This window comes from Achromobacter sp. T5-5 (genome assembly GCF_055397965.1).
Genome location: NZ_AP027919.1, coordinates 1871837 through 1895255 on the forward strand (window position 1 = coordinate 1871837; position 23419 = coordinate 1895255).

General features: G+C 69.2%; 4 protein-coding genes. All 4 read left to right on the top strand.

Features of this window, described 5'->3' with window-relative positions:
- The first annotated feature begins 5 nt into the window (after nt 1–5).
- The 4 genes from ACZ50Q_RS08420 to ACZ50Q_RS08435 are packed head-to-tail and all read left to right on the top strand — an operon-like array spanning nt 6 to nt 23414.
- On the top strand, nt 6–4472 hold the full coding sequence (locus ACZ50Q_RS08420; RefSeq protein ID WP_464081168.1) for a TauD/TfdA family dioxygenase: 4467 nt from the start codon (nt 6–8) through the stop codon (nt 4470–4472).
- Nucleotides 4469–7657: an amino acid adenylation domain-containing protein gene (locus ACZ50Q_RS08425; protein WP_464081169.1), complete on the top strand. Its 3189-nt coding sequence runs from the start codon at nt 4469–4471 to the stop codon at nt 7655–7657. Before ACZ50Q_RS08420 ends, ACZ50Q_RS08425 begins: the two co-directional genes overlap by 4 nt.
- Nucleotides 7654–15543 (top strand): amino acid adenylation domain-containing protein, encoded by a 7890-nt coding sequence (locus tag ACZ50Q_RS08430; protein ID WP_464081170.1) that lies wholly within the window; start codon nt 7654–7656, stop codon nt 15541–15543. The genes ACZ50Q_RS08425 and ACZ50Q_RS08430 overlap by 4 nt, the downstream gene beginning before the upstream one ends.
- Nucleotides 15543–23414: an amino acid adenylation domain-containing protein gene (locus tag ACZ50Q_RS08435; protein ID WP_464081171.1), complete on the top strand. Its 7872-nt coding sequence runs from the start codon at nt 15543–15545 to the stop codon at nt 23412–23414. Before ACZ50Q_RS08430 ends, ACZ50Q_RS08435 begins: the two co-directional genes overlap by 1 nt.
- Nucleotides 23415–23419: the final 5 nt, after the last annotated feature.

The following is a 23419-nucleotide window of genomic DNA, read 5'->3' on the forward strand; positions in this document are numbered from 1 at the left end:
CGTTGATGAATCATCCGGCCTCCCTCTCCGAAACCACCGTCAGCATCGCCGCGCGCTTGCGCGAACTGGCGCACAGCCGCGCCGACGATACCGCGTTGATCGTGCTTGACGCGCAGGGCGAAACGTCCTACAGCTATGGCGGGCTGGACCTGCGCGTGAGGGCGCTGGCCGCCGCGCTGCAAGCGCGCTACGACATCGGCTCGCGCCTGCTGTTGCTGTTGGACAACGACGAGCACTACGTCATCGCATTCTTTGCGTGCATGGCCGCGGGCATGACCTCGGTGCCCGCGTTTCCGCCGCAATCCGCGCGGGATCAGCAACTGGAGCGGCTGCGCCTGATGGCCAGGGACTGCCAGGCCGCCGGCGTCCTGACCACGGCCAACGTCGCGGGCTGGCTGCAGGACAGCGAATCGGTCTTCGCGGGCGTGGACGTGATGGCGGCGGACCGCGTCGATATGGCCGACGCGCAACGGTGGCGGCCCTTTGAGCCGGCGGGCGAAGACGTCGCCTTCCTGCAATACACGTCGGGCTCGACCGCCGCGCCCAAGGGCGTCATGGTGACGCACGCCAACCTGATGGCGAACGAAAGGTCCATCCAGGCCGGCATGCTGACGCGGCGCGAAGACACCTTCGTGTCGTGGCTGCCGCTGTATCACGACATGGGGCTCATCGGCGCGCTGTTGCAGCCTGTCTACGTCGGCTGCCGCGTCGTGTTGATGACGCCCAAGTACTTTCTTGAGCGGCCGCTGCGCTGGCTTGATGCCATTTCCACCTATCGCGCCACGGTCAGCGGCGGGCCCGACTTCGCCTACCGCCTCTGCGTGGAGCGCGTGACGCCCGAGCAGGTCGGCAGGTTGGACCTGTCTCACTGGCGTATCGCCTTTTCGGGCGCCGAGCCGGTGCGCAACGACACCGTCGGCGGGTTCGCGGCGTTGTGCGCGCCGGCCGGCATGCCGCGCCAGACCATCTACCCGTGCTACGGCCTGGCCGAAGCGACCCTGTTCGTGTCCGGCAATCAACGGGGCGACGGACCGCTGATCACGTGCTTTGACGAGGCCGGCCTGGCGGGCGGCCAATTGCGGCCAGCGCCCCTGGGCACGCCCCTGGTCGCTTGCGGCGTGCCTGCGGCGGATCACCGCGTGCTGATCGCCGACCCGGCGACGGCCGAACCCGCCGCGCCGGGAACGCTGGGCGAAATCTGGACGGCCGGTCCCAGCATCGCGGCCGGTTATTGGGGAAACCCGGAGGCCACCCGGAAGGCGTTCGTGGAGCGTGACGGCGTGCGCTGGTTACGCTCGGGCGATTTGGGCGGCTTTCACGACGGCCAGCTGTATGTGAACGGCCGCCTCAAGGACCTGATCATCGTGCGCGGGCACAACGTGTACCCGCAAGACATCGAGCGCGTGATCGAGGCGCGGGTCGAAGGCGTCAGGAAAGGGCGCGCGGCGGTGTTCCGCGTGGATGGGCCGCAAGGCGAGGGCATCGGGGTGGCGGTCGAGATCTCGCGCACGCATCGCAAGAAGGCGACTGCCGCCGCCACGGTGACGGCGCTGAACCACGCCGTCGGCATCGCGTGCGGTGAGCCAGCCTTCGTGACGCTGCTGCTGGAGCCGGGCGCCTTGCCCAAAACGTCCAGCGGCAAGCTGCAACGTGCCGCTACCCGCCTGGGGTGGCTGGACAAGACCCTGGACGCCTACGCCATCCATCAGGACGGCGGCTTCCTGCTTGGCGGGCCGGTTGACGAGCCCGCGCCGCAGCCGGCCCGCGGACACACCGAACAGGCGCTGGCCGCCATCTGGGCCGAGCTGCTGGCGCGCGAAGCGCCGGGGCGCGACGCGCATTTCTTCGATCTGGGGGGCAATTCCCTCAGCGCGGCGCAAGTGGCCGCCCGGATCCGCGCGCACTGGTCGGTGGACATGCCGCTGCGCGCCGTGTTCGAACACCCCGAACTGGCGCAGGCCGCCGCGTTGATCGACACGCTGCCCCGGCTGAATCCAGGGCATGAGAGCGTGCCCGTGGCGCTGGCGCCCGCCCGGCGGCAGGCCGATATGCCCTTGTCGCCCGCGCAGCAGCGCTTGTGGCTGGTGGACCGGCTGGCCGCCACGCCGACCCAACGCGCCGCCTACAACCTTAGCGCCGTCTACGAACTGCAGGGCGAGCTGGACCTGGATCGGATGGCGCGCGCCCTGAACGGCACGTTGCGGCGCCACGAGATCCTGCGCAGCATCTACCCGGAAGACGAGCACGGCGATCCGGTGGCGCGCGTGTTGCCCTCGGTGTCGCTGCCGCTGCCGGTCACCGATTTATGCGCGCAACCGGATGCGGTGCCAGCGCACGTTGCGGCCTGCGCCGCCCAGCCCTTCGACCTGGCCACCGGCCCCCTGTTGCGCGCGGCGGTGCTGCGCCTGGCGGCCGACCGGCACCTGCTGGTGCTGGCGGCGCATCACATTGTGTTTGATGGCTGGTCGGCCGGCGTCTTCCTGCGCGAACTGTGCGCGGGCTACGAAGGTCATGAATTGCCTCCCTTGCCCTTGCAGTATGGCGATTACGCCGCATGGAGCCAGTCGCAGGCGCAGTCGCCCGCCATGCAGGCGGGATTGGACCATTGGCGGCGCGCCCTGGCCGGCGCCCCGGCGTTCAGCACGTTGCCGGGGGACCGCGAGCGGGCCGCGGTGGCGGACCTGCGCGGCGCGACCCTGCGCCTGGCCATTCCCGCCACCCTGACCCGTCGACTGGCCGACCTGGCTCGACGCCACGATGCAACGCTGTTCCAGCTGCTGCTTGCGTCCTTCCTGTGGGTCTTGCACCGCCGCTCGGGCCAGGACGAACTGGTGATCGGCACGGACGTGGCCGGCCGTGACCACGTCGAACTAGCGCTATTGATCGGCTTTTTCGTCAACGTCGTGCCGTTGCGCACGCGAGTGCGGCGGGAGCAGGCGTTCGCGGACTGGCTGGCGCAGGTGCGCGATGGTGTGCTGACCGCGTTTGAACACCGGAACGTACCGTTCGACCGCATTGTCGACGCCACCGGCGCCGCGCGCGACCGCAGCCGCAACCCCCTGGTGCAGGTGCTGTTCGTCATGCAGAACACGCCGCAGCACGAATTCACGCTATCGGGCCTGGCGATCGCACCGCGCCATGCGCCCGCCGCGGATTCGAAGTTCGACCTGGGCGTGTTCGTGCACGAGCATGAACAAGGCCTGGACGCGGCGTGGACTTACGCCACGGCGTTGTACGACCCGCCCACGATTGAACGCGTCGCCCAGGAATGGGCGGATCTGCTGCGCCAGGTAGCCGCCGAACCCGGCTTGCCCTTTAGCGGTTACGCCTTGCCCTTTACCGGCTACGCCTTGCCCTCTTTCAAGGAGCCTCGCATGTCTGTCGCCAATCCTTCGCCCGCCGCCAAGCTGGACCGCTTGCGCACGCTGTCCGCGCGGGGCCCGAAGGCGCCGGCCGCCGCGCCCGCCGCTGCGTACGCCGCGATAAGGACCTCGTTCCTGTCGCCCGACCGGCAATTCCCCATCGTCGTCGAGGCGCTGGACCCGGACCTCGACCCCATTGCCTGGGCGGCGGCCGAACGCGCGCGCATCGAGCGCTGGCTCGAAACGCACGGCGGCATCCTGTTCCGCAATTTCGCGATCGGCACGGCGCAACAGTTCGAGTCCTTTGCCGAATCCGTCGAACCGGTGCTGTATGGCGACTACGGCGACCTGCCGAAGAAGGAGGGCGGACGCAATACGTACCGCTCGACCCCATACCCCGAAAAGCAGATGATCCTGTATCACAACGAAAGCGCGCATCTGGATCGATGGCCGCGCAAGCAGTTGTTCTTCTGCGAACTGCCGTCTCGTGTCGGCGGCGCCACGCCCATCGTGGATTGCCGCGAGATGCTGCGCCGCCTGCCCGGCGATCTGGTGCAGGAGTTCGAACGCAAGCAGCTGCTCTACATCCGGACGTTCACGGATCGCCTGGACGTCAGTTGGCAGTCGTTCTTCAAGACGGATGATCGCCGGCAGGTGGAGGCCAGCCTGCGCCAGGCCGGGATCGATTTCGCCTGGCTGGGCGAAGACGCCTTGCAAACGCGCACGCGCTGCCCGGCGGTCATCACGCATCCCGTCACGGGCGAGCGCGTCTTCTTCAACCAGGTGCAGTTGCATCACCTGCACTGCCTGGAGCCCGAAGTCCGCGACCACCTGCTAAGCACGGCCGGCCTGGAGCGCGTGCCACGCCACGTGTGCTTTGGCGACGGCAGCCCCATTCCCGATGCGGTGATGGACCTGATCGGCAAGACCTATGAGGACTGCGCGGTGCGCTTCGATTGGCGGCGGGGCGATGTCGTGATGCTGGACAACATGCTGGCCGCGCACGCGCGCGACCCGTACGAAGAACCGCGCAAGGTCGTGGTGGCCATGGGGTCGATGTTCGACCGTGCTGCGCTGGGCGTCCAGGCGGATGCAGGAGCCAGCCGATGAGCAACGCCACCGATTTCGCGGCGCGGGAGTTCCTGCCGCTGAGCCCCGAACAGCGGGCATGCCTGGCCCGGTCCGGGCTGACCCCGGCGGCTCGCCTGATGCTGGCTCGGATGGAGTCCGAACGCGGCGGCGAGGCGTTGCACGCGGCGTTGCGTCGCGTCGTCGCCTCGCATCCGGCGCTGCGCTTGCGCTTTGCCGAGGTGCCGGGATACCGGGGCCCGCGTCAGCAACCGGGCGGCGATGCCGCCTGGACCTGGGAGGTCGTGGCGGGCCAGGGCAAGGATCCGCACCGCGCGGTACAGGCCTGGCATGGCCGCATCGCCGTCCAACCGGGGCTGCACGCCGCCTGGTTCACGGGCGCCGGGCAGGGCGGCTGGCTGGCCCTGGCCGCAACGCCGCTCATCGCGGATGAGGGCTCGATGCTGCAACTGCTGAACGACGTCGCGCGGGCGCTGGAACCGGGCCTGGTGCCAAGCGCGATGCCGGACCCCGATGCCGGCGAGGACGCGCCGTTCGACTACACCCACTACGTGCTGTGGCGCCAGGAGCTGGCTGCCGATCCGGAGGGCGAGCCGGGGCGCGCGTATTGGCGCGAGCAGGGCGAGGCGTCCGATCTGGAGGCGCCGCGCCTGTCCTATCGCGCGACGGGCGCGGCGCAGGATAACGCCGCGCTCGCGATTTGCGCCGCGGATGCCACGGCCGCGCATGGCGTGACGCAACTGGCGCAGCGCCTGGACCTGCCTGTCGAAACCGTGCTGCACGCCGCGTGGCTGGCGTTGCTGGGCCGGCTGACGGGCGGCTATCGTCACGTGACCGGCTGGCGGCACGACTGCCGCGCCGATTACGACATGCTGGCCGGCGCGGTAGGCGCGTACGAGAAGGTGCTGCCGCTGGCTGTCGACTGGCACGCGGACGATACGTTTGAACACTGCGCCCGGCAACTTGCCGAGCGGCGCCTCGCGCATATCGGCGCACAGGAACATTACACGCTTGCCGCGGATGACGCCAACCGGCGCCACGAGGTCGGGTTCGCCGCGATGCCGCAGGGCTTGCCTGGCGCCGGCGTCGCGGCCGTGCGCTGGGAATGCGGCGCCGGCCCGGCGGACTTCGATCTCGCCCTGCAGGTTGTGCTGACGCCGGCAGCCGATCAGGTCGCCCATTTGCAGTTGGCCTACGCGCCGCACCGCTATGGCGCGGCCGCCGTGCGGGGTTTGCTGGCGCAGTATCTGCAGGTGCTGGTGCAAGCGGCCGACGCACCGGAAACCCCTTTGTCCAGGCTGTTGCCGCCTGCCGCGCCCGATACCGCGCTGTATGCGGGCGAAACCTGGGATGCCGGCACGCAGCCGCTGCTGGCGCAGGTGCTGGCGTGGGCCGCGCGCACGCCGTCGGCGCCGGCCATCGTCGACGAGGGCGAGACGCTGGATTACGCGGCGCTGGCGGTCCGGGTGGATCAGGCGGCGCGCGTCCTGGCGGCGCAGGGCGTGGCGGCGGGCGCCGTCGTCGCGTTGCGCCTGCCGCGTGGCGCCGACCTGATCGTTGCGCTGCTGGCGGCATGGCGTTGCGGCGCCGCGTATTTGCCGCTGGATCCGGAGTGGCCCGAGGCGCGCTGCGCGGCGCTGATGCAGGATGCGTCGGCGGCGTGCGTGGTGCAGCGCCCGCAGGACGCGTCGCCCTTTGACGGCGTGGCCCGGGTGACGTTGGGCGCCGGCGTATCCGACGCCGCGCTCCCTACGCTGAACGACGCGGCACTGCTGCGCCAACCCGCGTATGTGCTGTACACGTCGGGTTCCACGGGCGCGCCGAAGGGCGTGGCGGTGGGGCAGCGCGCCTTGCTGAACTATGTCGCGGGCGTCACGCGTGCCATGGGACTGGACCAGGCGCGCCGCTGGGCGCTGACGGCCACCGTGGCTGCCGATCTGGGCAACACCGCGCTGTTTGGCGCGCTGTACAACGGCGCCGCGTTGGTGATCGCCGGCGAGGCGGATGTGCAGGACGCGCAGTCCTTCTCGCACTTCCTTGGCGCGCAACGCATCGATGCCATCAAGATGGTGCCCTCGCATCTGGCCGCGCTGCTCGATTGCGATGCGGCTGTCGCGCCGCGTACGGTGATCCTGGGTGGCGAGGCGACCTCCGCCGCGCTGGTGCGGCGCATTTTCCAGCTGACGCCCGATTGCCGGCTGTTCAACCATTACGGCCCCACGGAAAGCACGGTTGGCGTCATGGTCCATGCCGTCACAGCGGCCACGGATGCCGGCGCGGGCGGTGTGCTGCCGTTGACGCGCGCATTGCCCGGCTGCCGCATCCGACTGCTGGACGCGGACCTGAAACCGACGGCGCAAGGGGCGCTGGGCCAGGTGTACATCGGCGGCGCGCAACTGGCCAATGGCTACCTGCGTGCATCCGGCGACGACGCGTTCATTGATGATCCGTACCTGCCCGGGCAACGTCTTTATCGCAGCGGCGACCTGGCGTACGCGCTGCCGGACGGCGGCATCCGTCTGGCCGGACGCGCCGACCATCAGGTGAAGATCCGGGGCTTTCGCATCGAACCGGCCGAGATCGAAGCGGCGCTGCTGAGCCTGCCCGGCGTGCAACAGGCCGCCGTGCTGGCGATGCCCGGCGCGGCAGGCGTCGAACTGACGGCGTGCGTGACGGTGGACGAGGCGCATCCGCCCCAGACGGACGCCGACCTGAGGTCGGCGCTGGCCGCGCTTCTTCCCGCGCCGATGCTGCCCTCGCGCATCCAGCGTCTGCCCGACCTGCCGCGCCTGCCCAACGGCAAGGTGGACCGCCATGCGCTGCAAGCGCGGGTCGTCGCGGTCCAGGACGCGGCGCCGACGGCGCCGGTGGCGCCTCGCGATGCGTTGGAGACGGTGCTGGCGGGGTGCGTTGCTGTTCTGCTGGAGCGCGACAGCGTTGGCGTGCATGACGACTTCTTCTCGCTTGGCGGCCATTCATTGCTGGTCATCAAGCTGGTGACGCGGTTGCGCAAGCAATTGCGCGTCGAGGCAGCGCCGGGCCTGGTGTTCGACCATCCCACCGTGGCGCGCCTGGCCACCGCCTTGCGCCAGCAGGCCGAGGACCCCGCGCAACTGGACCAGATCGCGCAACTGCGCGTCCAGCTGAACAACTTGTCGCCCCAAGAGCGCGCCGCCCTGGCCGCCCAAGTGACGGAGCCCGCATGAGCGATCCCCAGCAAGCCCTATTGCGAGCCTTGCTCGCCGAAGACGACAACGATGAGGACGCCACGCTGGACGCCTCGGCGATACCGGCAAGCGAAGAAAGGGACGACGCGCCCCTGTCGTATTCGCAGCAGCAGCTGTGGTTCTTGCAGAAGCTGGATCCCGCCTCCACCGCCTACAACCTGCCGCGCGCCTTGCGTTTCCGGGGAAAGCTGGACATCCAGGCGTTGCGTCAAGCCTTCGCCGCGCTGGCCAGCCGCCATGCGGTCTTGCGCAGCACCTTCCATGAAAGGGATGGCGAGCCGCGCCAGCGGGTGGACGCCGCCCACGCCTTTACGCTGGACGTGGTCGACCTTGGCGCGTTGGCGTCCGGCGCGCGTGAGGCCGCGCTGCAAGCGCATTGCGCAAGGATCGCAACCCATGTCTTCGACCTGGCCCAGGCGCCCGCGCTGATCGCGTGCGTGTTCAGGATGGCAAGCGACGACCACGTGCTGGCGTGGTGCCTGCATCACATCGTGTCGGACGCGTGGTCCAACCCCATCTTCATGCGGGATCTGGCGCAAGCCTATGGCGAGATCGCCACGTCGGGCGTCGCGGCCGCGAACGAAACGCCGCGGCGCTACAGCGACTTTGCCGCCTGGCAGCGCGCGCATGCGCAGGCCGGCGGCTATGCGGCGCACGTGGCGCATTGGAATGCGCACCTGGGCGATGATCTGCAAGACCTGGTCTTGCCCGCGGACCATCCGCGTCCCGCCGTGCTGGGCGCCGAGGGCGCTTCGCGGTACGTCGACGTCCCCGCGGCGCTGGTCGACGGGCTGCGCGCGTTCTGCCGCGCGTCGCAATGCACGCCGTTCGTGGCCCTGTTCACGGCGTGGCAACTGTTGCTGGCGCGGCTCAGCGGACAGACCGGCTTCGCGGTGGGCGTGCCCAGCGCCAACCGCAACCGGCCGGAGCTTCAGGAACTGCTCGGTTTTTTCGTGACGACCCAGGTGTTTCGCGTGAATGCGCCGGCAACGGCCACCCTGGGCGAGATATGCCAGGCCGTGCGCGCCGACGCGCGCGCCGCCTTGAACCATGCGGATCTGCCGCTGGAACTATTGCTGGAAAGCCGGAACGTCGTCCGTGACCCAGCGCGCAGCCCCTTGTTCCAGGTGCTGTTCGGCCTTCAGGTGGGCAGCGCCGGTCCGGGGCTGTCCTTGCCCGGCGTGAACGTGGAACGGCTGGCGCTGCCCGAGCGCAGCGCCAAGTTCGAATGGTCGCTGGATCTGCTGTGGGACGATGCCGCCGGGCCGTCCCCGGCGTTGCATGGCAGGCTGGAGTTCAACACGGCGCTGTACGGTGAGGACACGGCGGCGCGGATGTGGCGGCGCTATCTGCGGGTGTTGGAGACGCTGGTGACACAGCCGGACAGCCGCGTGGCGGCCCTGGACCTGATCCTGCCGGAGGAACGTGCGCAAGTGCAGGCCTGGAGCCGCAACGCTACGCAACATGGCCAGCGCGCGCCGGTGCATCGCCTGTTTGAACAGCAGGCCCGCGCCACGCCCGGCGCCATTGCGCTGGTGTGCGGCGACGAGTCGCTTTGCTATGCCGACCTGAACGCGCGCGCCAATCGGCGCGCGCATGACCTGATCGCGCGGGGCGCGGGTCCTGATGCGCTGGTCGCCATCGCCGTGCAGCGTTCGGTGGAGATGGTGGTGGGGTTGCTTGCCATCCAGAAGGCCGGCGCGGCCTATGTGCCGCTGGACCTGGACTATCCCGTCGAGCGGCTGGCCTACATGTTGCGGGACAGTGGCGCGAGGCTGCTGCTGTGCGCGCAAGACCTGCCCGATGGGCTGGTGCCCGCCGAAGGCCCTGCAATCGTGGATCTGCGGGACGCGTCGCTCACGGGCGCGGCGCATGACCCGGACGTAGCGCTGCACGGGGAAAACCTGGCTTACGTCATCTATACCTCTGGCTCCACCGGCCGCCCCAAGGGCGCCGCCAACCGGCACGCGGCCTTGACGAACCGCCTGGCATGGATGCAGCAGGCGTACCGTTTGGGGGGCGACGACGTTGTGTTGCAGAAGACGCCGTTCGGCTTTGACGTGTCGGTCTGGGAATTCTTCTGGCCCCTGATGACGGGCGCGCGGCTGATCATGGCGCAGCCGGGAGATCACCGGGACCCCGAGCGCCTTGTGGCGCTGATTCGCCGCCATGCGGTGACGACCGTGCATTTCGTGCCTTCGATGCTCGCGGCCTTCATGGCTTATGACGCGGCCGCAGGCTGCGAATCGTTGCGCCGCATTCTTTGCAGCGGCGAAGCCTTGCCTGCCGAGGTGCGCGACGACGTGCTGCAACGCATGCCGGGGGCCGAGCTGCACAATCTGTACGGTCCGACCGAGGCCGCGATCGACGTCACGGCGTCGTGCTGCATGGCGCAAGATGGCGCGAACGTGCCCATCGGCGCGCCCATCTCGGCCACGCAGGCCTGGGTGCTGGATGCCGACCTGAACCTGACCCCGCCGGGCGCAGTAGGTGAACTGTATTTGGGCGGCATCGGTCTGGCGCGGGGTTACGCGCGCCGCCCGGGCATGACGGCGGACCGCTTCGTCGCCGATCCCTATGCGAGCGAGCCGGGCGCGCGCCTGTACCGCACCGGCGACCTGGCGTCATGGCGCACCGATGGGCAGTTGCTGTATCAGGGGCGCGCGGACCACCAGATCAAGATCCGGGGATTCCGGGTGGAACTGGGCGAAGTGCAGACGCGCCTGGCAGCGCAGCCGCGCGTGGCGGCCGCGGTGGCGGTGGCTCACGAGGCCGCCAGCGGAACGAAACTGGTGGCGTACGTGTCGCCACGGGACGCCGCCCGGGAACCCGACCCTGTCGCGTTGCGCGCGGCCCTGGCCGCAGAGCTGCCTGATTACATGGTGCCTGCCGTCATCGTGGTGCTGGCGGCGCTGCCGCTCAGCGCCAACGGCAAGATCGATCGCAAGGCGCTGCCCGAGCCAGATTTTCAGCGCGATAGCGGGTTCGAGGCGCCGGTAGGCGACACCGAGCAATTGCTGGCTGCCATTTGGCGCGACGTGCTGGCCGTGGCCAGCATCGGCAGGCATGACAACTTTTTCGAGCTGGGCGGGGATTCGATCCTGACGCTGAAAATCGTGGCGGCCGCGCGCAAACAGGGCGTGAAGATCGCACCGCGCGACGTCATGGAGCGGCAGACGATCGCCGCGCTGACGTTGTCGGCAACGGCGCTGCGTCCCCAGACCGCATCGGGCCCGGCCCGTGGCCCGGCCCTGCTGGCGCCGGTGCAACACGCGTTCTTCGATCTGTCCGTGCCCCGGCGCGGCCACTGGAACCAGTCGGTGGTGCTGCGCCCCAATGACGACATCGACGTGGCCGCGCTGCAACGCGCCATGGACGCGGTATTGGCGCACCACGATGCATTCCGGTTGCGCTGCCGGCAGGATCCGCGGGCGGGGTGGGTGCAGGAATACGACGCCGACGCCGTCGCCCCGCGCCTGGCATTGGCGCCGTCCGGGGATGGCGTCGAGGCCGCGTTGGCGCGGGTGGCGGACACCCTGCAGCGCAGCCTCGACCTGGAATCCGGGCCGGTGACCGCCGCGGCGTGGATCGCGCCGCAAGCAGGTCGTCCGGGCCGGTTGCTGTGGGTGGCTCACCACCTGGTCGTGGACGCCGTGTCCTGGCGCGTCCTGCTGGAAGATCTGGAAACCGCTTATGACCAGGCGCGCCGCGGCGCACCGCTGATCCTGCCGCCGGCCTCGGTGTCGTTCGCCGACTGGACGCAGGCGCTGGCGCGCTATGGCGCGTTGCCTGCCACGCAAGCGCAATTGCCGCAGTGGCATGCCATCTGCGGCGATCATGACGCGCCGCTGCCCGTTGCGCGGCCGCATGGCGCCAACCGCGTGTCCGACCAGCGCAGCGTGTCGGCGCAACTGGATCCGGCGGCATCCGCGCGCTTGTTGGCGGGCGGCGCGCGGGCGTACCGGGCGCAGGCCCCCGAGCTGTTGCTGACGGCCGTGGCTCGGGTGCTCTGCGGTTGGATCGGCCAGGACAGCGTGTTGCTGGAGCTCGAGGGCCACGGCCGCGAAGAAGACGCCACGGGCGTGGATGCGAGCCGGGTCGTCGGCTGGTTCACGTCGCTGTTCCCGTTGCGCCTGTGTCCGGGAGCGGGAGATCCCGGCAGCGCGTTGGCGGCCGTCAAGGCGCAGTTGCGGGCCGTGCCCGACAAAGGCCTGGGCTATGGCGTGCTGCGCACCATGACGGACGCCGGCCGCGCGTTGGCCGAGCGGCCGTATCCCCGCATCACCTTCAATTACTTGGGCCGGACCGACGCTACCGCGCGCACGTGGACCTGGGTGGACGAGCCGGCGGGCGCTGAACGCGATCCGGACAGCGAGCGCCGCAACGTGCTGGACATCGGCGTCGCGCTACGCGACGGCGCCTTGCGATTTACGTGGTCGTACAGCGCCGCCATGCAGGACGAAAGCGAGGTGCGTGCGCTGGCCGACGCCTGCGTGGCCGAGCTTGCCCGCCTGGCCGACGTGGTCGACGCGCCCGGCGCGGGCGGCCTGACGCCATCGGATTTTCCGCTGGCGGACCTGACCCAGGCGCAGTTGGACCGTCTGGCGCCGAACCCGCGTGATGTCGCCGACATCTATCCCCCGACACCCATGCAGCAGGGGCTATTGCTGCACACGTTGATGAATCCCGACTCCGGCATATACCTGATGCAGGACCGCTACCGCTTTGACCGTCACCTGGATTTGGATGCGGCACGCCGCGCATGGGGCCTGATGGCGCAACGCCATGAGGCGCTGCGCGCAGGCTTTGCCTGGCAGGCGGGCGAGACGCCGTTGCAGGTGATCCGGCGCGAGGTCGCGGCGCCGGTCCAGGTGCTGGAATGGCGCGAGCTGCCCGTGGAGGCGGCGCTGGCGCAATTGGACCGCCTGCTGCAGGACGAACTGGCGGCGGGTTTTGACATGGCCGCGGCACCCTTGTGGCGCGTCCGGCTGGCGCGGCTGGCCGATGGTGACCGGATGGTGCTGAGCTATCACCACATCCTGATGGATGCCTGGTGCCGGTCGTTGCTGCTGGCGGACTTCTTTGCCGCCTACGACGCCTTTGCACAGGGGCAGCCGCCGCAGTTGGCGCATCCCGTGCCGTATCGCGACTTCATCGCGTGGCTGGGGCGGCAGGACATGGCGGCGGCGCGCGCCTACTGGCGCGACGCGCTGCGCGGTTTCGGCACGGTCACGCCCTTGCCGCTGGCGGGCCGGATCGCGCCCACGTCGGGCCAGTCCCGGACCGCAGACGCCGTGGTGTCGCTGAGCCTGGCCGAAACCGCGGCGCTTCAGCGCGCGGCGCAGCAGCAGCAGTTGACGGTGAACACCTATGCACAGGGCGCGTGGGCATTGTGGCTCGCCCGCGTGGCCGGGCTGGACGACGTGCTCTACGGCGTGACGGTCGCGGGCCGGCCGACGGACCTGAATGGCGTGCAGGACACGATCGGCCTGTTCATCAACACCTTGCCATTGCGGATCGAGGTGCCGGGGCCGGACAGCCCGGTCAGCGTGGCGCAGTGGCTGCGTAAGGTGCAGGCGGGCAATGCCGCGCTGCGCGAACACGAACACCTGTCCCTGGCCGAGATCCAGGCCATGGCTGACGTGCCGCGCGGCACCACGCTGTTCGATACGCTGTTCGTCTTTGAAAACGCGCCTGTCGACGGCGCCTTGCTGGCGCGCGCGAAAGCGATCGGAGCGCGAGCCGACGGCGCCCGCACGCACACCAACTATCCGCTGACGGTCGTGGTCAAGCCGGGCGAGCAGTTGGTGTTGCAGCTGACCTATGACGCCGGCCTGTTCGACGAGGTGTCGGTTCAGCGGGTGCTGGACGGCCTGCGTCACGTGCTCGGGCAGTTTGCCGGCAGGCCCGCCTCGCCGTTGGCGCGGATCGGCCTGCTGCCTGGCGATGAGCATGCGCGCGTGCTGGCGCTTGGTCGGGGCGCCACGCCCGACTATCCGCTGGACGCCGGCTATGCCGCGTTGTTCGAGGCGCAGGCGCGTCGCCACCCGCAACGTATCGCGGCGCGTGACGCAAGGCAGGAGATCCGCTACGACGCGCTGAACCGGCTGGCCAACCGTCACGCGCACGCGTTGCGGGCCGGCGGCGTGCGCCGCGACGACGTGGTGGTGGTGCTGGCCGAGCGTGGCATCGGCATGCTGGCGGCGGTGCTTGGCGCATTCAAGGCGAATGCGGCCTACCTGGCGCTGGATCCGGCGCTGCCGTCTCAGCGCCTGGCGCAGATCCTTGACCTGTGCCGCGCGCGCGCGGTCATCACGGATCGTGTTGCGGCGGCGGCCCACGCCGACGTGATCGCGGCGCTGCCCGCCACGGTGGCCCGGCACGACGTCGACGCGCCGGCTTCCCGCGACGAAGCCGATCTGCGTGAGCCGGCGCATCGCGACCAGGCCGCCTACGTGATCTTCACGTCCGGTTCCACGGGAACGCCCAAGGGCGTGGTCGTCACCAGCCAGGGCATGCTGAACAACCAACTCAGCAAGATCCCCGCGCTGGGGCTGACCGAACACGACGTCATCGGCCAGACGGCCGCCCAGAGCTTCGACATTTCGGTGTGGCAGTTGCTGGCGGGGCTGCTGTGCGGCGCGTGCATCGAGATCGTGGCGGATAGCGTGGCGCGCGACCCGCAGGCCCTGATCCGCCGCGTGAACGACCGCGGCATCACGGTGCTGGAATCCGTGCCGACCCTGATCCAGGGCATGTTGATGGCCGACGCCGTGTCGATGCCCGGCCTGCGCTGGATGCTGCCCACGGGCGAGGCCAGTTCGGTGGCGCTGGCGCGCGCGTGGCTGGATCGCTATCCGGACGTGCCGCTGGTCAATGCCTATGGTCCCGCCGAATGCGCGGACGATGTGGCGCTGTACCGCGTGGACGACGCCAGGGACGAACCCGGGCCGGTGCTGGCGATCGGGACGGCGGCCGACCACACGCGGCTCTACGTGCTGGACGCGAACCTGGACCTGCTGCCCGCTGGGGCCATCGGCGAGCTTTGCGTGGCGGGCGTGGGCGTCGGGCGCGGCTACCTGCATCAACCGGCGCTGGCCGCCGAACGGTACATCGCCGACCCGTATGCGGCGCAGCCCGGCGCGCGGCTCTACCGCACGGGCGATCTGGCGCGTTTTCGCGCCGACGGCGTGCTGGAGTACGTGGGGCGCAGCGACCATCAGGTCAAGGTGCACGGCTTTCGCATCGAATTGGGCGAGATCGACGCTTTCCTGGCGCGATTGTCCAGCGTACGCCAGGCGGTCACGGTGGCGCGCGACGACGGCCAGGGCCATCGCCTGGTCGGCTACGTGGCGCCGCGCAACCCGGCGCTGGCCGGGCCACGCGACGAGGCGCAGCGCGCCTGGCTGGAATCCGTGCAGGTCGAGCTGGCGGCGGCATTGCCCGCCTATATGGTTCCTGCCGTGTGGGTCGTCCTGTCGTCGATTCCGCTGACGCCCAACGGCAAGGTGGATCGCAAGGCGCTGCCTGCGCCCGACACACAGGCTTCGTTGCGCCACTACACCGCGCCCGAAAGCGATCTGGAACGGCAATTGGCCGATATCTGGGCCGCCGTGCTGGGCGTGCCGCGCGTGGGGCGCGAGGACAGCTTCTTTGAACTGGGCGGCCACTCCTTGCTGGTGATGCGGGTGGTCGCGCGTATTCGGACCGATCTGGATATCGAGACGCCGCTGACGGCGCTGTTCGAGGCACAGACGCTCGCGCGGTTCGCCGCGCGCGTGGCCGACGCGGCGCAGGCAGGCAAAGAACAGGCTGACGCGCTGAGAAACATCGACGCGTTCATCGATACCCTGGAGACGCTCTGATGGACGATACCCTAGCCCGGCAGATTGCCGGAAAATTCGCATCGCTTTCGCCCGCGCAGCGTCGCGCCGTGTACGACAAGATGCGCGAACAGGGCATGGACCCGTCGCACCTGCCCATCCTGCCGCGCGAAGGGCGGCCGGTGCTGTCTCACGCGCAGGAGCGGCTGTGGTTCCTGTGGCGCCTGGATCCCCGTGACGCCGCCTATAACTTGCCGGGCGTGTTGCGCCTGACGGGCGCGCTGGACGTGGAAAGCGTGCACGTGGCCTTCGAGCGCGTGCTGGTCCAGCATGCGGCGCTGCGCACGCGGTTCGACGTGGACGAGGACGGCATGGCGCATCCGGTGATCCAGGCGCCCTGGCGCGTGGAGATCGCCCAGGTAGACCTGCGCAACGCGCCGAACTCGGATCAGGAAGCCCAGGCGCAGGCGATTGCGCGCGGATGGATCGCCGACCCCTTCGACCTGCTGTCCGGCCCCTTGCTGCGGGTGGGGCTGGTTCGGCTGGCTGACGACGAACACCTGCTGGTCACCGTCATGCATCACATCGTGTCGGACGGATGGTCCATCGGTTTGCTGACGGACGCGTTCTGCAAGCACTACGCAGCCGTTCGGACCGGCACGGAACTCGCGTCGTCGCCACCTGCCATCACGTATACCGACTACGCGGCTTGGCAACGCGACCTGCTGGCGGCCGGCGAAGAGGATCGGCAACTGGCGTATTGGCGTCAGGCCCTGGCCGGGGATCAGCTTGTTCTGCAACTGAACCCCGACTTCTCCCGGCGTGACGCAGGCGGGCAGGCGGCCGACGCGTGCGTCACCGACGTGCCGCGGGCCCTTGTGGACGAACTGCGCCGCTACGCGCACGCCCGGGGCTGCACGATGTTTGTTGTCTTGCTGTCTGCATTCCACGCGTTGCTGGCGCGTCACACAGGCCAGATCGACATTCGCGTCGGGGTGCCCGTGGCCGGGCGCACACGTCCCGAGGTGCAAGACCTGGTAGGGTTGTTCGTCAATACGCAGGTGCTGCGCGCCCGGCTCGCCCCGGACGTGACTTGGTCGGCGCTGGTTGCCCAGACCCGCGATGCCGTGACGCAGGCGCATGCGCATCAGGAATTGCCGTTCGAAAAGCTGGTCGATGCGCTGCAGCCCGAACGCAGCCTGGACCACACGCCTCTATTTCAGGTGTTGTTCAACCATCAACAGTTGCCGGGCGCGGACGGCTGGCAATTGGCCGGGCTGCGTTGCGCGCCGGCATCGTTCGCCCCGCCGACCTTGCCCTTTGTGTTGCAGTGCGATACCGCCGAATACGATGACGGCGGCCTGCGCTTCACATGGCGATATCCGCGTGCCTCGTTCATGCCCGATACGCTGGCGCGCATGGCCGGACACTATCAAGCGTTGCTGCGCGCGATGGTGGACGACGATGCGGGGTGCGTGTGGGATGCCGCGCTGCTGTCGCAGGCGGAGCGCGAGGAGTTGGGGGAATGGGAGACGGGGCCGTCTTTGCCGGAGGACTTGGCGGCGGAATTCGGTTCGCTGCCGGTGCATCGCCAGTTTGAACGGCAGGCTCGTCAATGGCCCGACCGCGTCGCGGTGACGTGCTTTGACGCGTCCCTGACCTATGGCGAACTGGACCGGCGCGCGAACCAGCTGGCGCATCGCTTGCGGGGCCTGGACGTACAGGCCGAAGACCGCGTGGGCATAGCCGCCGAACGGTCGCTGGACCTGGTGGTGGCGCTACTGGCGGTGCTGAAGGCGGGTGCCGCCTATGTGCCGCTGGACCCGGACTACCCGGATGATCGCCTGGCGTACATGCTGCAAGACGGCGGCGTGTCGCTGTTGCTGACGCAGACGGCCCTGGCGGCGCGGATGGGCGCGCTGTCGCCGTCGACGACCCTGTTGGCGCTGGACCAGCTGGAGGTGTCGTCCGAACCGATGACCGCACCCGACGCGCCGCACCACGCGGAGAGCCTTGCCTACGTCATCTACACCTCGGGCTCCACCGGCAAGCCCAAGGGCGCGGCCAACCGGCACGTGGCATTGACCAACCGCCTGGCGTGGATGCAGCAGGCGTACGGCCTGACGGCGGACGACGTGGTGCTGCAAAAGACCCCGTTCAGCTTCGACGTGTCGGTGTGGGAGTTCTTCTGGCCCTTGATGACCGGCGCGCGGCTTGCGTTGGCCGGGCCGGGCGAGCATCGGGATCCTGCGCGCCTGTCGGCGTTGATCCAGGAACAGGGCGTCACCACGCTGCACTTCGTGCCGTCGATGCTGCACGCCTTCATCAGCCATGCCGAACAGGCGGGCGTGGAATCATGCGCCACGTTGCGCCGCATCGTCTGCAGCGGCGAAGCGCTGGGCGCGGACCTGCAAGCGCGCTGCCTGGCGCTGCTGCCGCAGGCGGGGATGTACAACCTGTACGGCCCGACGGAAGCGGCCATCGACGTGACGCACTGGACGTGCGTGGCTGACGGCAGTGGCGTGGTGCCGATCGGCTATCCCATCGCCGGCATCCGCACGCGGGTGCTGGACGCGCAACTGAACCCCGTGCCCCTGGGCGTACCGGGCGAACTGTATCTGGGCGGGGTGGGCCTGGCGCGCGGGTATCTGAACCGCCCGGGCCTGACCGCCGACCGCTTCGTCGCGGATCCGGACGGGCAGGGCGACAGGCTGTATCGCACCGGCGACCTGGTGCGCTGGATGCAAGGCGGCCAATTGGAATACCTGGGCCGCCTGGATCATCAGGTGAAGATCCGCGGCCTGCGGATTGAACTGGGCGAGATCGAAGCCAGCCTGCTGTCTCACCCGGCCGTGGAGCAGGCGGCGGTGCTGGCGCAGGACGGCCCGTCGGGTGCGCGGCTGGTGGCGTATGTCGCGCCCGCAGACGTGGACACCACCGCGCTGCGCAGCGCATTGTCGGCCGCGTTGCCCGACTACATGGTGCCGGCGGCCTTCGTCACGCTGGACGCCTTGCCCGTGAACGCCAACGGCAAGCTGGACCGCAAGGCCCTGCCCAAGGCCGAGTTCGCGGCCAGTCAGGGCTACACCTCGCCCGAAGGCGAGGTGGAAATCGCGCTGGCCGCTATCTGGTCGCAAGTGCTGGGCGCGGCGCCGGTGGGCCGTCACGACAACTTCTTTGAACTGGGCGGCGACTCGATCCTGAGCCTGCAGATCGTGGCGCGCTTGCGCCAGGCGGGCTGGCAGGTCACGCCGCGGCAGGTGTTCGAGCGGCAGACCGTCGCCGACCTGGCCAGCGTGGCGGTGGCCGCGCAGGCGCAAGACGCCACCGACGAGGCCGTCGGCGACGTGCCGCTGCTGCCGATCCAGGCAGCCTTCCTGGCGTTGCCGCTGGCGTCCCACAACCACTGGAACCAGGCCGTGCTGCTGCATGGCGATGCGCCTGTCGATGCATCAGCGTTGTCCGCCGCCTTGCAGGCCGTGACGACACAGCACGCCGCCCTGCACCTGCGTTTCAAGCGCGAAGACGGCGCGTGGCGCCAGCGCTATGAGGCCGTCCCGGACATGGCGGACATGCTGTGGCAACGCAGCGATGTGCCCGTGGCCGACATTGAGGCGCAGTGCGACGCCGCGCAGCGCAGCCTGGACATCGAGCACGGCCCCTTGCTGCGCGCCGTGCTGATGCAGGTTGCCGACGGCACGTCGCGCGTGCTGCTGGTCATCCATCACCTGGCGGTGGACGGCGTGTCATGGCGGGTGCTGCTGGCGGACCTGCAACTGGCCTACACCCAGGCGCGGGCGGGCGGGGCGATCACGCTGCCCGCGCGGTCGGCCAGCTTCGGCGCGTGGGCGCGGCGCTTGCTGGACTCGCGCGCGGCGTATGAACCGGAACGGGATTATTGGCGCGCGCTGCCGGCGGGCGATGCCTTGCAGTGCGACAACGCGCAGGGCGCGAACCGCGTCGGCGACCAGCAGCGCGTTGCGCTGGCGCTGGACCGGGCCACGACCCAGGCGCTGCTCAAGGATGCGCCGGGCGCGTACCGCACGCAGGTCAATGACCTGCTGCTGGCCGCGCTGGCGCAGGCGCTGGGCGAGTGGGGCGGCTTGAAGCAGGTGCGCATCGACCTGGAAGGCCACGGCCGGGAGGACGCGACGGGCGAACTGGACCTGTCGCGCACGGTGGGCTGGTTCACCAGCGTGTATCCGGTGGTGCTGGAAACGCAAGGCGAGCCCGGGGAACGGCTGATGCGCGTGAAGGAGGCGCTGCGCGCCGTGCCCTCGCACGGATTGGGGTATGGCGTGCTGGCCGATGCGTGGTCCAACCTGCCGCAAGCCCCGGTCCTGTTCAACTACCTGGGCCAATTCGAGACGGTGACCGCAGGCGATGCCGGCTGGCGCATCGCCGCCGAATCGCCCGGGGCGGGCCAGGACGAAGCCGCAGCGCTGGTCCACGAGCTGACCTTCAACGGTCAGGTGCACGACGGGCAGTTGCGCATTTCGCTGGGCTATAGCGGCAAGCGTCATGACGCCGCCCGCATGCAGGCGCTTGCGCGGCAGTACGAAGCGGCTTTGCGCTCGCTGGTGGCGCATTGCGTGAGCGGCGTGCACGGGGTGACGCCGTCGGACTTCCCGTTGGCGGGCTTGACCTGGGACGCCCTGCGTGCGCTGGACATACCCGCGCCGCCGACCCAATGGCAAGACATTTACCCGGTGACGCCGATGCAGGCGGGCATGCTGTTTCACAGCGTGTGGGACGCGGCGGCAGACGAAGGACAGCCGCCGGCCTATGTAAACCAGTTGCGCGTCGATATCAACGGGCTGGACGTGGAACGCTTCCGTGCGGCGTGGGCGGCGGCGCTGGCGCGCCACGACGTACTGCGCACCGGCTTTGTGCAACGGGCGGGCGCGCCGCTGCAGTGGGTGGCGCGCGAAGTGGCCTTGCCCTATGCGGTGATCGATGCGCGTAGCCGCCAAGATTCATCGCCTCCTGTTACAGCGCTCCTGGACGCGCAGGCCCGCGCCGATCTTATGCTGGGCTTCGATCTGGCATCGCCGCCGCTATTGCGTCTGACGCTGGCACGAACGGCCGAGCATCGCCACCACTTGATCTGGACGTTCCATCACCTGCTGCTCGACGGCTGGAGCGTGACCCAGCTGCTGGGCGAAGTGCTGCGCACGTATGCAGGGTTTCCGGTGGCGGTGGGGGTGGGCCGTTATCGCGACTACCTGGCCTGGCTTTCCCAAAGAAGCGAAGCAGATACGCAGGCCTATTGGTGCCGCCGCTTGCAGACATTGGACGAGCCCAGCTTGCTGGCCCCAGCACTGGACGTCCGCGGCGCATGGACGCCGGCCGCGGGATACGTGGACGTGCAGGCCCGGCTGGATAGCGCCGCGTCGGCGGCATTGGCCGAGCGCGCACGGCATCATCGCGTCACGGTGAACACGTTGGTGCAGGCGGCTTGGGCGCTGATCCTGGCGCAGGCGACAGGGCAATCCACGGTGGGGTTTGGCGTCACCACGTCCGGGCGGCCCGACACGATGGCGGGCGCGCAGTACGTGCTGGGTCTGTTCATCAACACCTTGCCGTTGGTGGTGACGATGGCGCCCGATAGGCCGCTGGGCGAGTGGCTGCGCGGCATCCAGGACCAGAATCTGGCATCGCGTGAGCACGAGCACGCGCCGCTGTTCGACGTCCAGCGTTGGGCAGGCCATGGCGGCAGCGCCTTGTTCGACACGCTGGTGGTATTTGAAAACTACCCGCTGGATGAGGCGCTGAAAGAACAAGGGTCGTGGGGCGTCCGGTTTGCAAACCTGAAAAACACGGAGCAGACGAATTACGCGCTAACGCTGGTCGTGACCCAGCAGCCCGGCCTGTCGTTGCAGTTGAGCTATGACCGGTCACGTTTGTCGGACACGGTGGCGCAGGCGTTGGCGCAGCGCCTGCAGTACGTACTGGCGGGCCTGGCGGCGCACGATGGCCGTGTGGGCGCGTTGCCCTTGACGCCGCCAGGCGAATTGTCTTTGTTGAGTCCGCGGCATGACGGCTTGCCGCTGTCGCAGGACGTAGCGCACGAACACGGTTCGCTGCCGGTGCATCGCCAGTTCGAACGGCAGGCGCGTCAATGGCCTGATCGTGTCGCGGCGACGTGCATTGGTGAATCGCTGACGTATGGCGAACTAAACCGCCGCGCGAACCAGTTGGCGCATCGGTTGCAGCGCTTGGGTGTTCGATCCGAGGACCGCGTGGGCATAGCCGCCGAACGGTCGCTGGAACTGGTGGTGGCGCTGCTGGCGGTGCTGAAGGCGGGCGCGGCCTACGTGCCGCTGGATCCGGACTACCCGGATGACCGCCTGGCGTACATGCTGCAAGACAGCGGCGTGTCGCTGTTGCTGACGCAGACGGCCTTGGCGGCGCGGATGGGCGCGCTGTCGCCGTCGACGACCCTGTTGGCGCTGGACCAGATGGAGGTGTCCTCCGAACCGGTCACCGCGCCCGACGCGCCGCACCACGCGGAGAATCTGGCCTACGTCATCTACACCTCGGGCTCCACCGGCAAGCCCAAGGGCGCGGGCAACCGCCACGTGGCGCTGACCAACCGCCTGGCGTGGATGCAGCAGGCCTACGGCCTGACTGAGCAGGACGTGGTGCTGCAAAAGACGCCGTTTAGCTTCGACGTGTCGGTGTGGGAGTTCTTCTGGCCGCTCATGACCGGCGCGCGGCTGGCGTTGGCCGGGCCGGGCGAGCATCGGGATCCGGCGCGCCTGTCCGCATTGATACAGGAACAAGGCGTCACCACGCTGCACTTCGTGCCGTCGATGCTGCATGCCTTCATCAGCCATGCCGAACAGGCGGGCGCGCAATCATGCGCCAGCCTGCGCCGCATCGTATGCAGCGGTGAAGCGTTGGGTGCGGACCTGCAAGCGCGCTGCCTGGCGCTGCTACCCCAGGCCGGGATGTACAACCTGTACGGCCCGACGGAAGCGGCCATCGACGTGACGCACTGGACGTGCGTGGACGATGGCGGCGGCGTGGTGCCGATCGGCTATCCCATCGCTGGCATTCGTACCCGCGTGCTGGACGCGCAGTTGAACCCCGTGCCCATCGGCGTACCGGGTGAGCTGTATCTGGGCGGGGTGGGCCTGGCGCGCGGGTATCTGAACCGTCCGGGTTTGACCGCCGACCGCTTTGTCGCGGACCCGGACGGGCAGGGCGACAGGCTGTATCGCACGGGCGACCTGGTGCGGTGGATGCAAGGCGGCCAGTTGGAATACCTGGGCCGCCTGGATCATCAGGTGAAGATTCGAGGCCTGCGGATTGAGCTGGGCGAAATCGAAGCCAGCCTGCTGTCCGACCCGGGCGTGGAACAAGCGGCGGTGCTGGCGCAGGACGGTCCGTCGGGCGCGCGGCTGGTGGCGTATGTCGCGCCCGCAGACGTGGACACCACCGCGCTGCGAACCGCGTTGTCGGCCGTGTTGCCGGACTACATGGTGCCTGCCGCCTTCGTCGCGCTGGACGCGTTGCCGGTCAACGCCAATGGCAAGCTGGACCGCAAGGCCCTGCCCAAGGCGGAGTTTGCCGCCAGCCAGGGCTACGCCGCGCCCGACGGTCAAGCTGAGACGCAATTGGCCCAGGTCTGGGCGCAAGTGCTGGACACGCCCCGCGTTGGCCGGCATGACAATTTCTTTGAGTTGGGGGGCGATTCCATCGCGGTGATGGAAGTCGTGGCCGCCATCAAACAGGTCCACGGTATCGACGTGCCCTTGCGCACGCTGTTCGATGCGCCCACCGTCGCGCAGATGGCGGCGTTGCCGCTGCTGGACGCACTGCGCGGCGCAGTGGGCGAAGGCATCCGGGTACGACGGCAGGCGGATTTTGCCGCCATCGATTCCCTCTTGAATGAACTGGAGATGTAAGCACT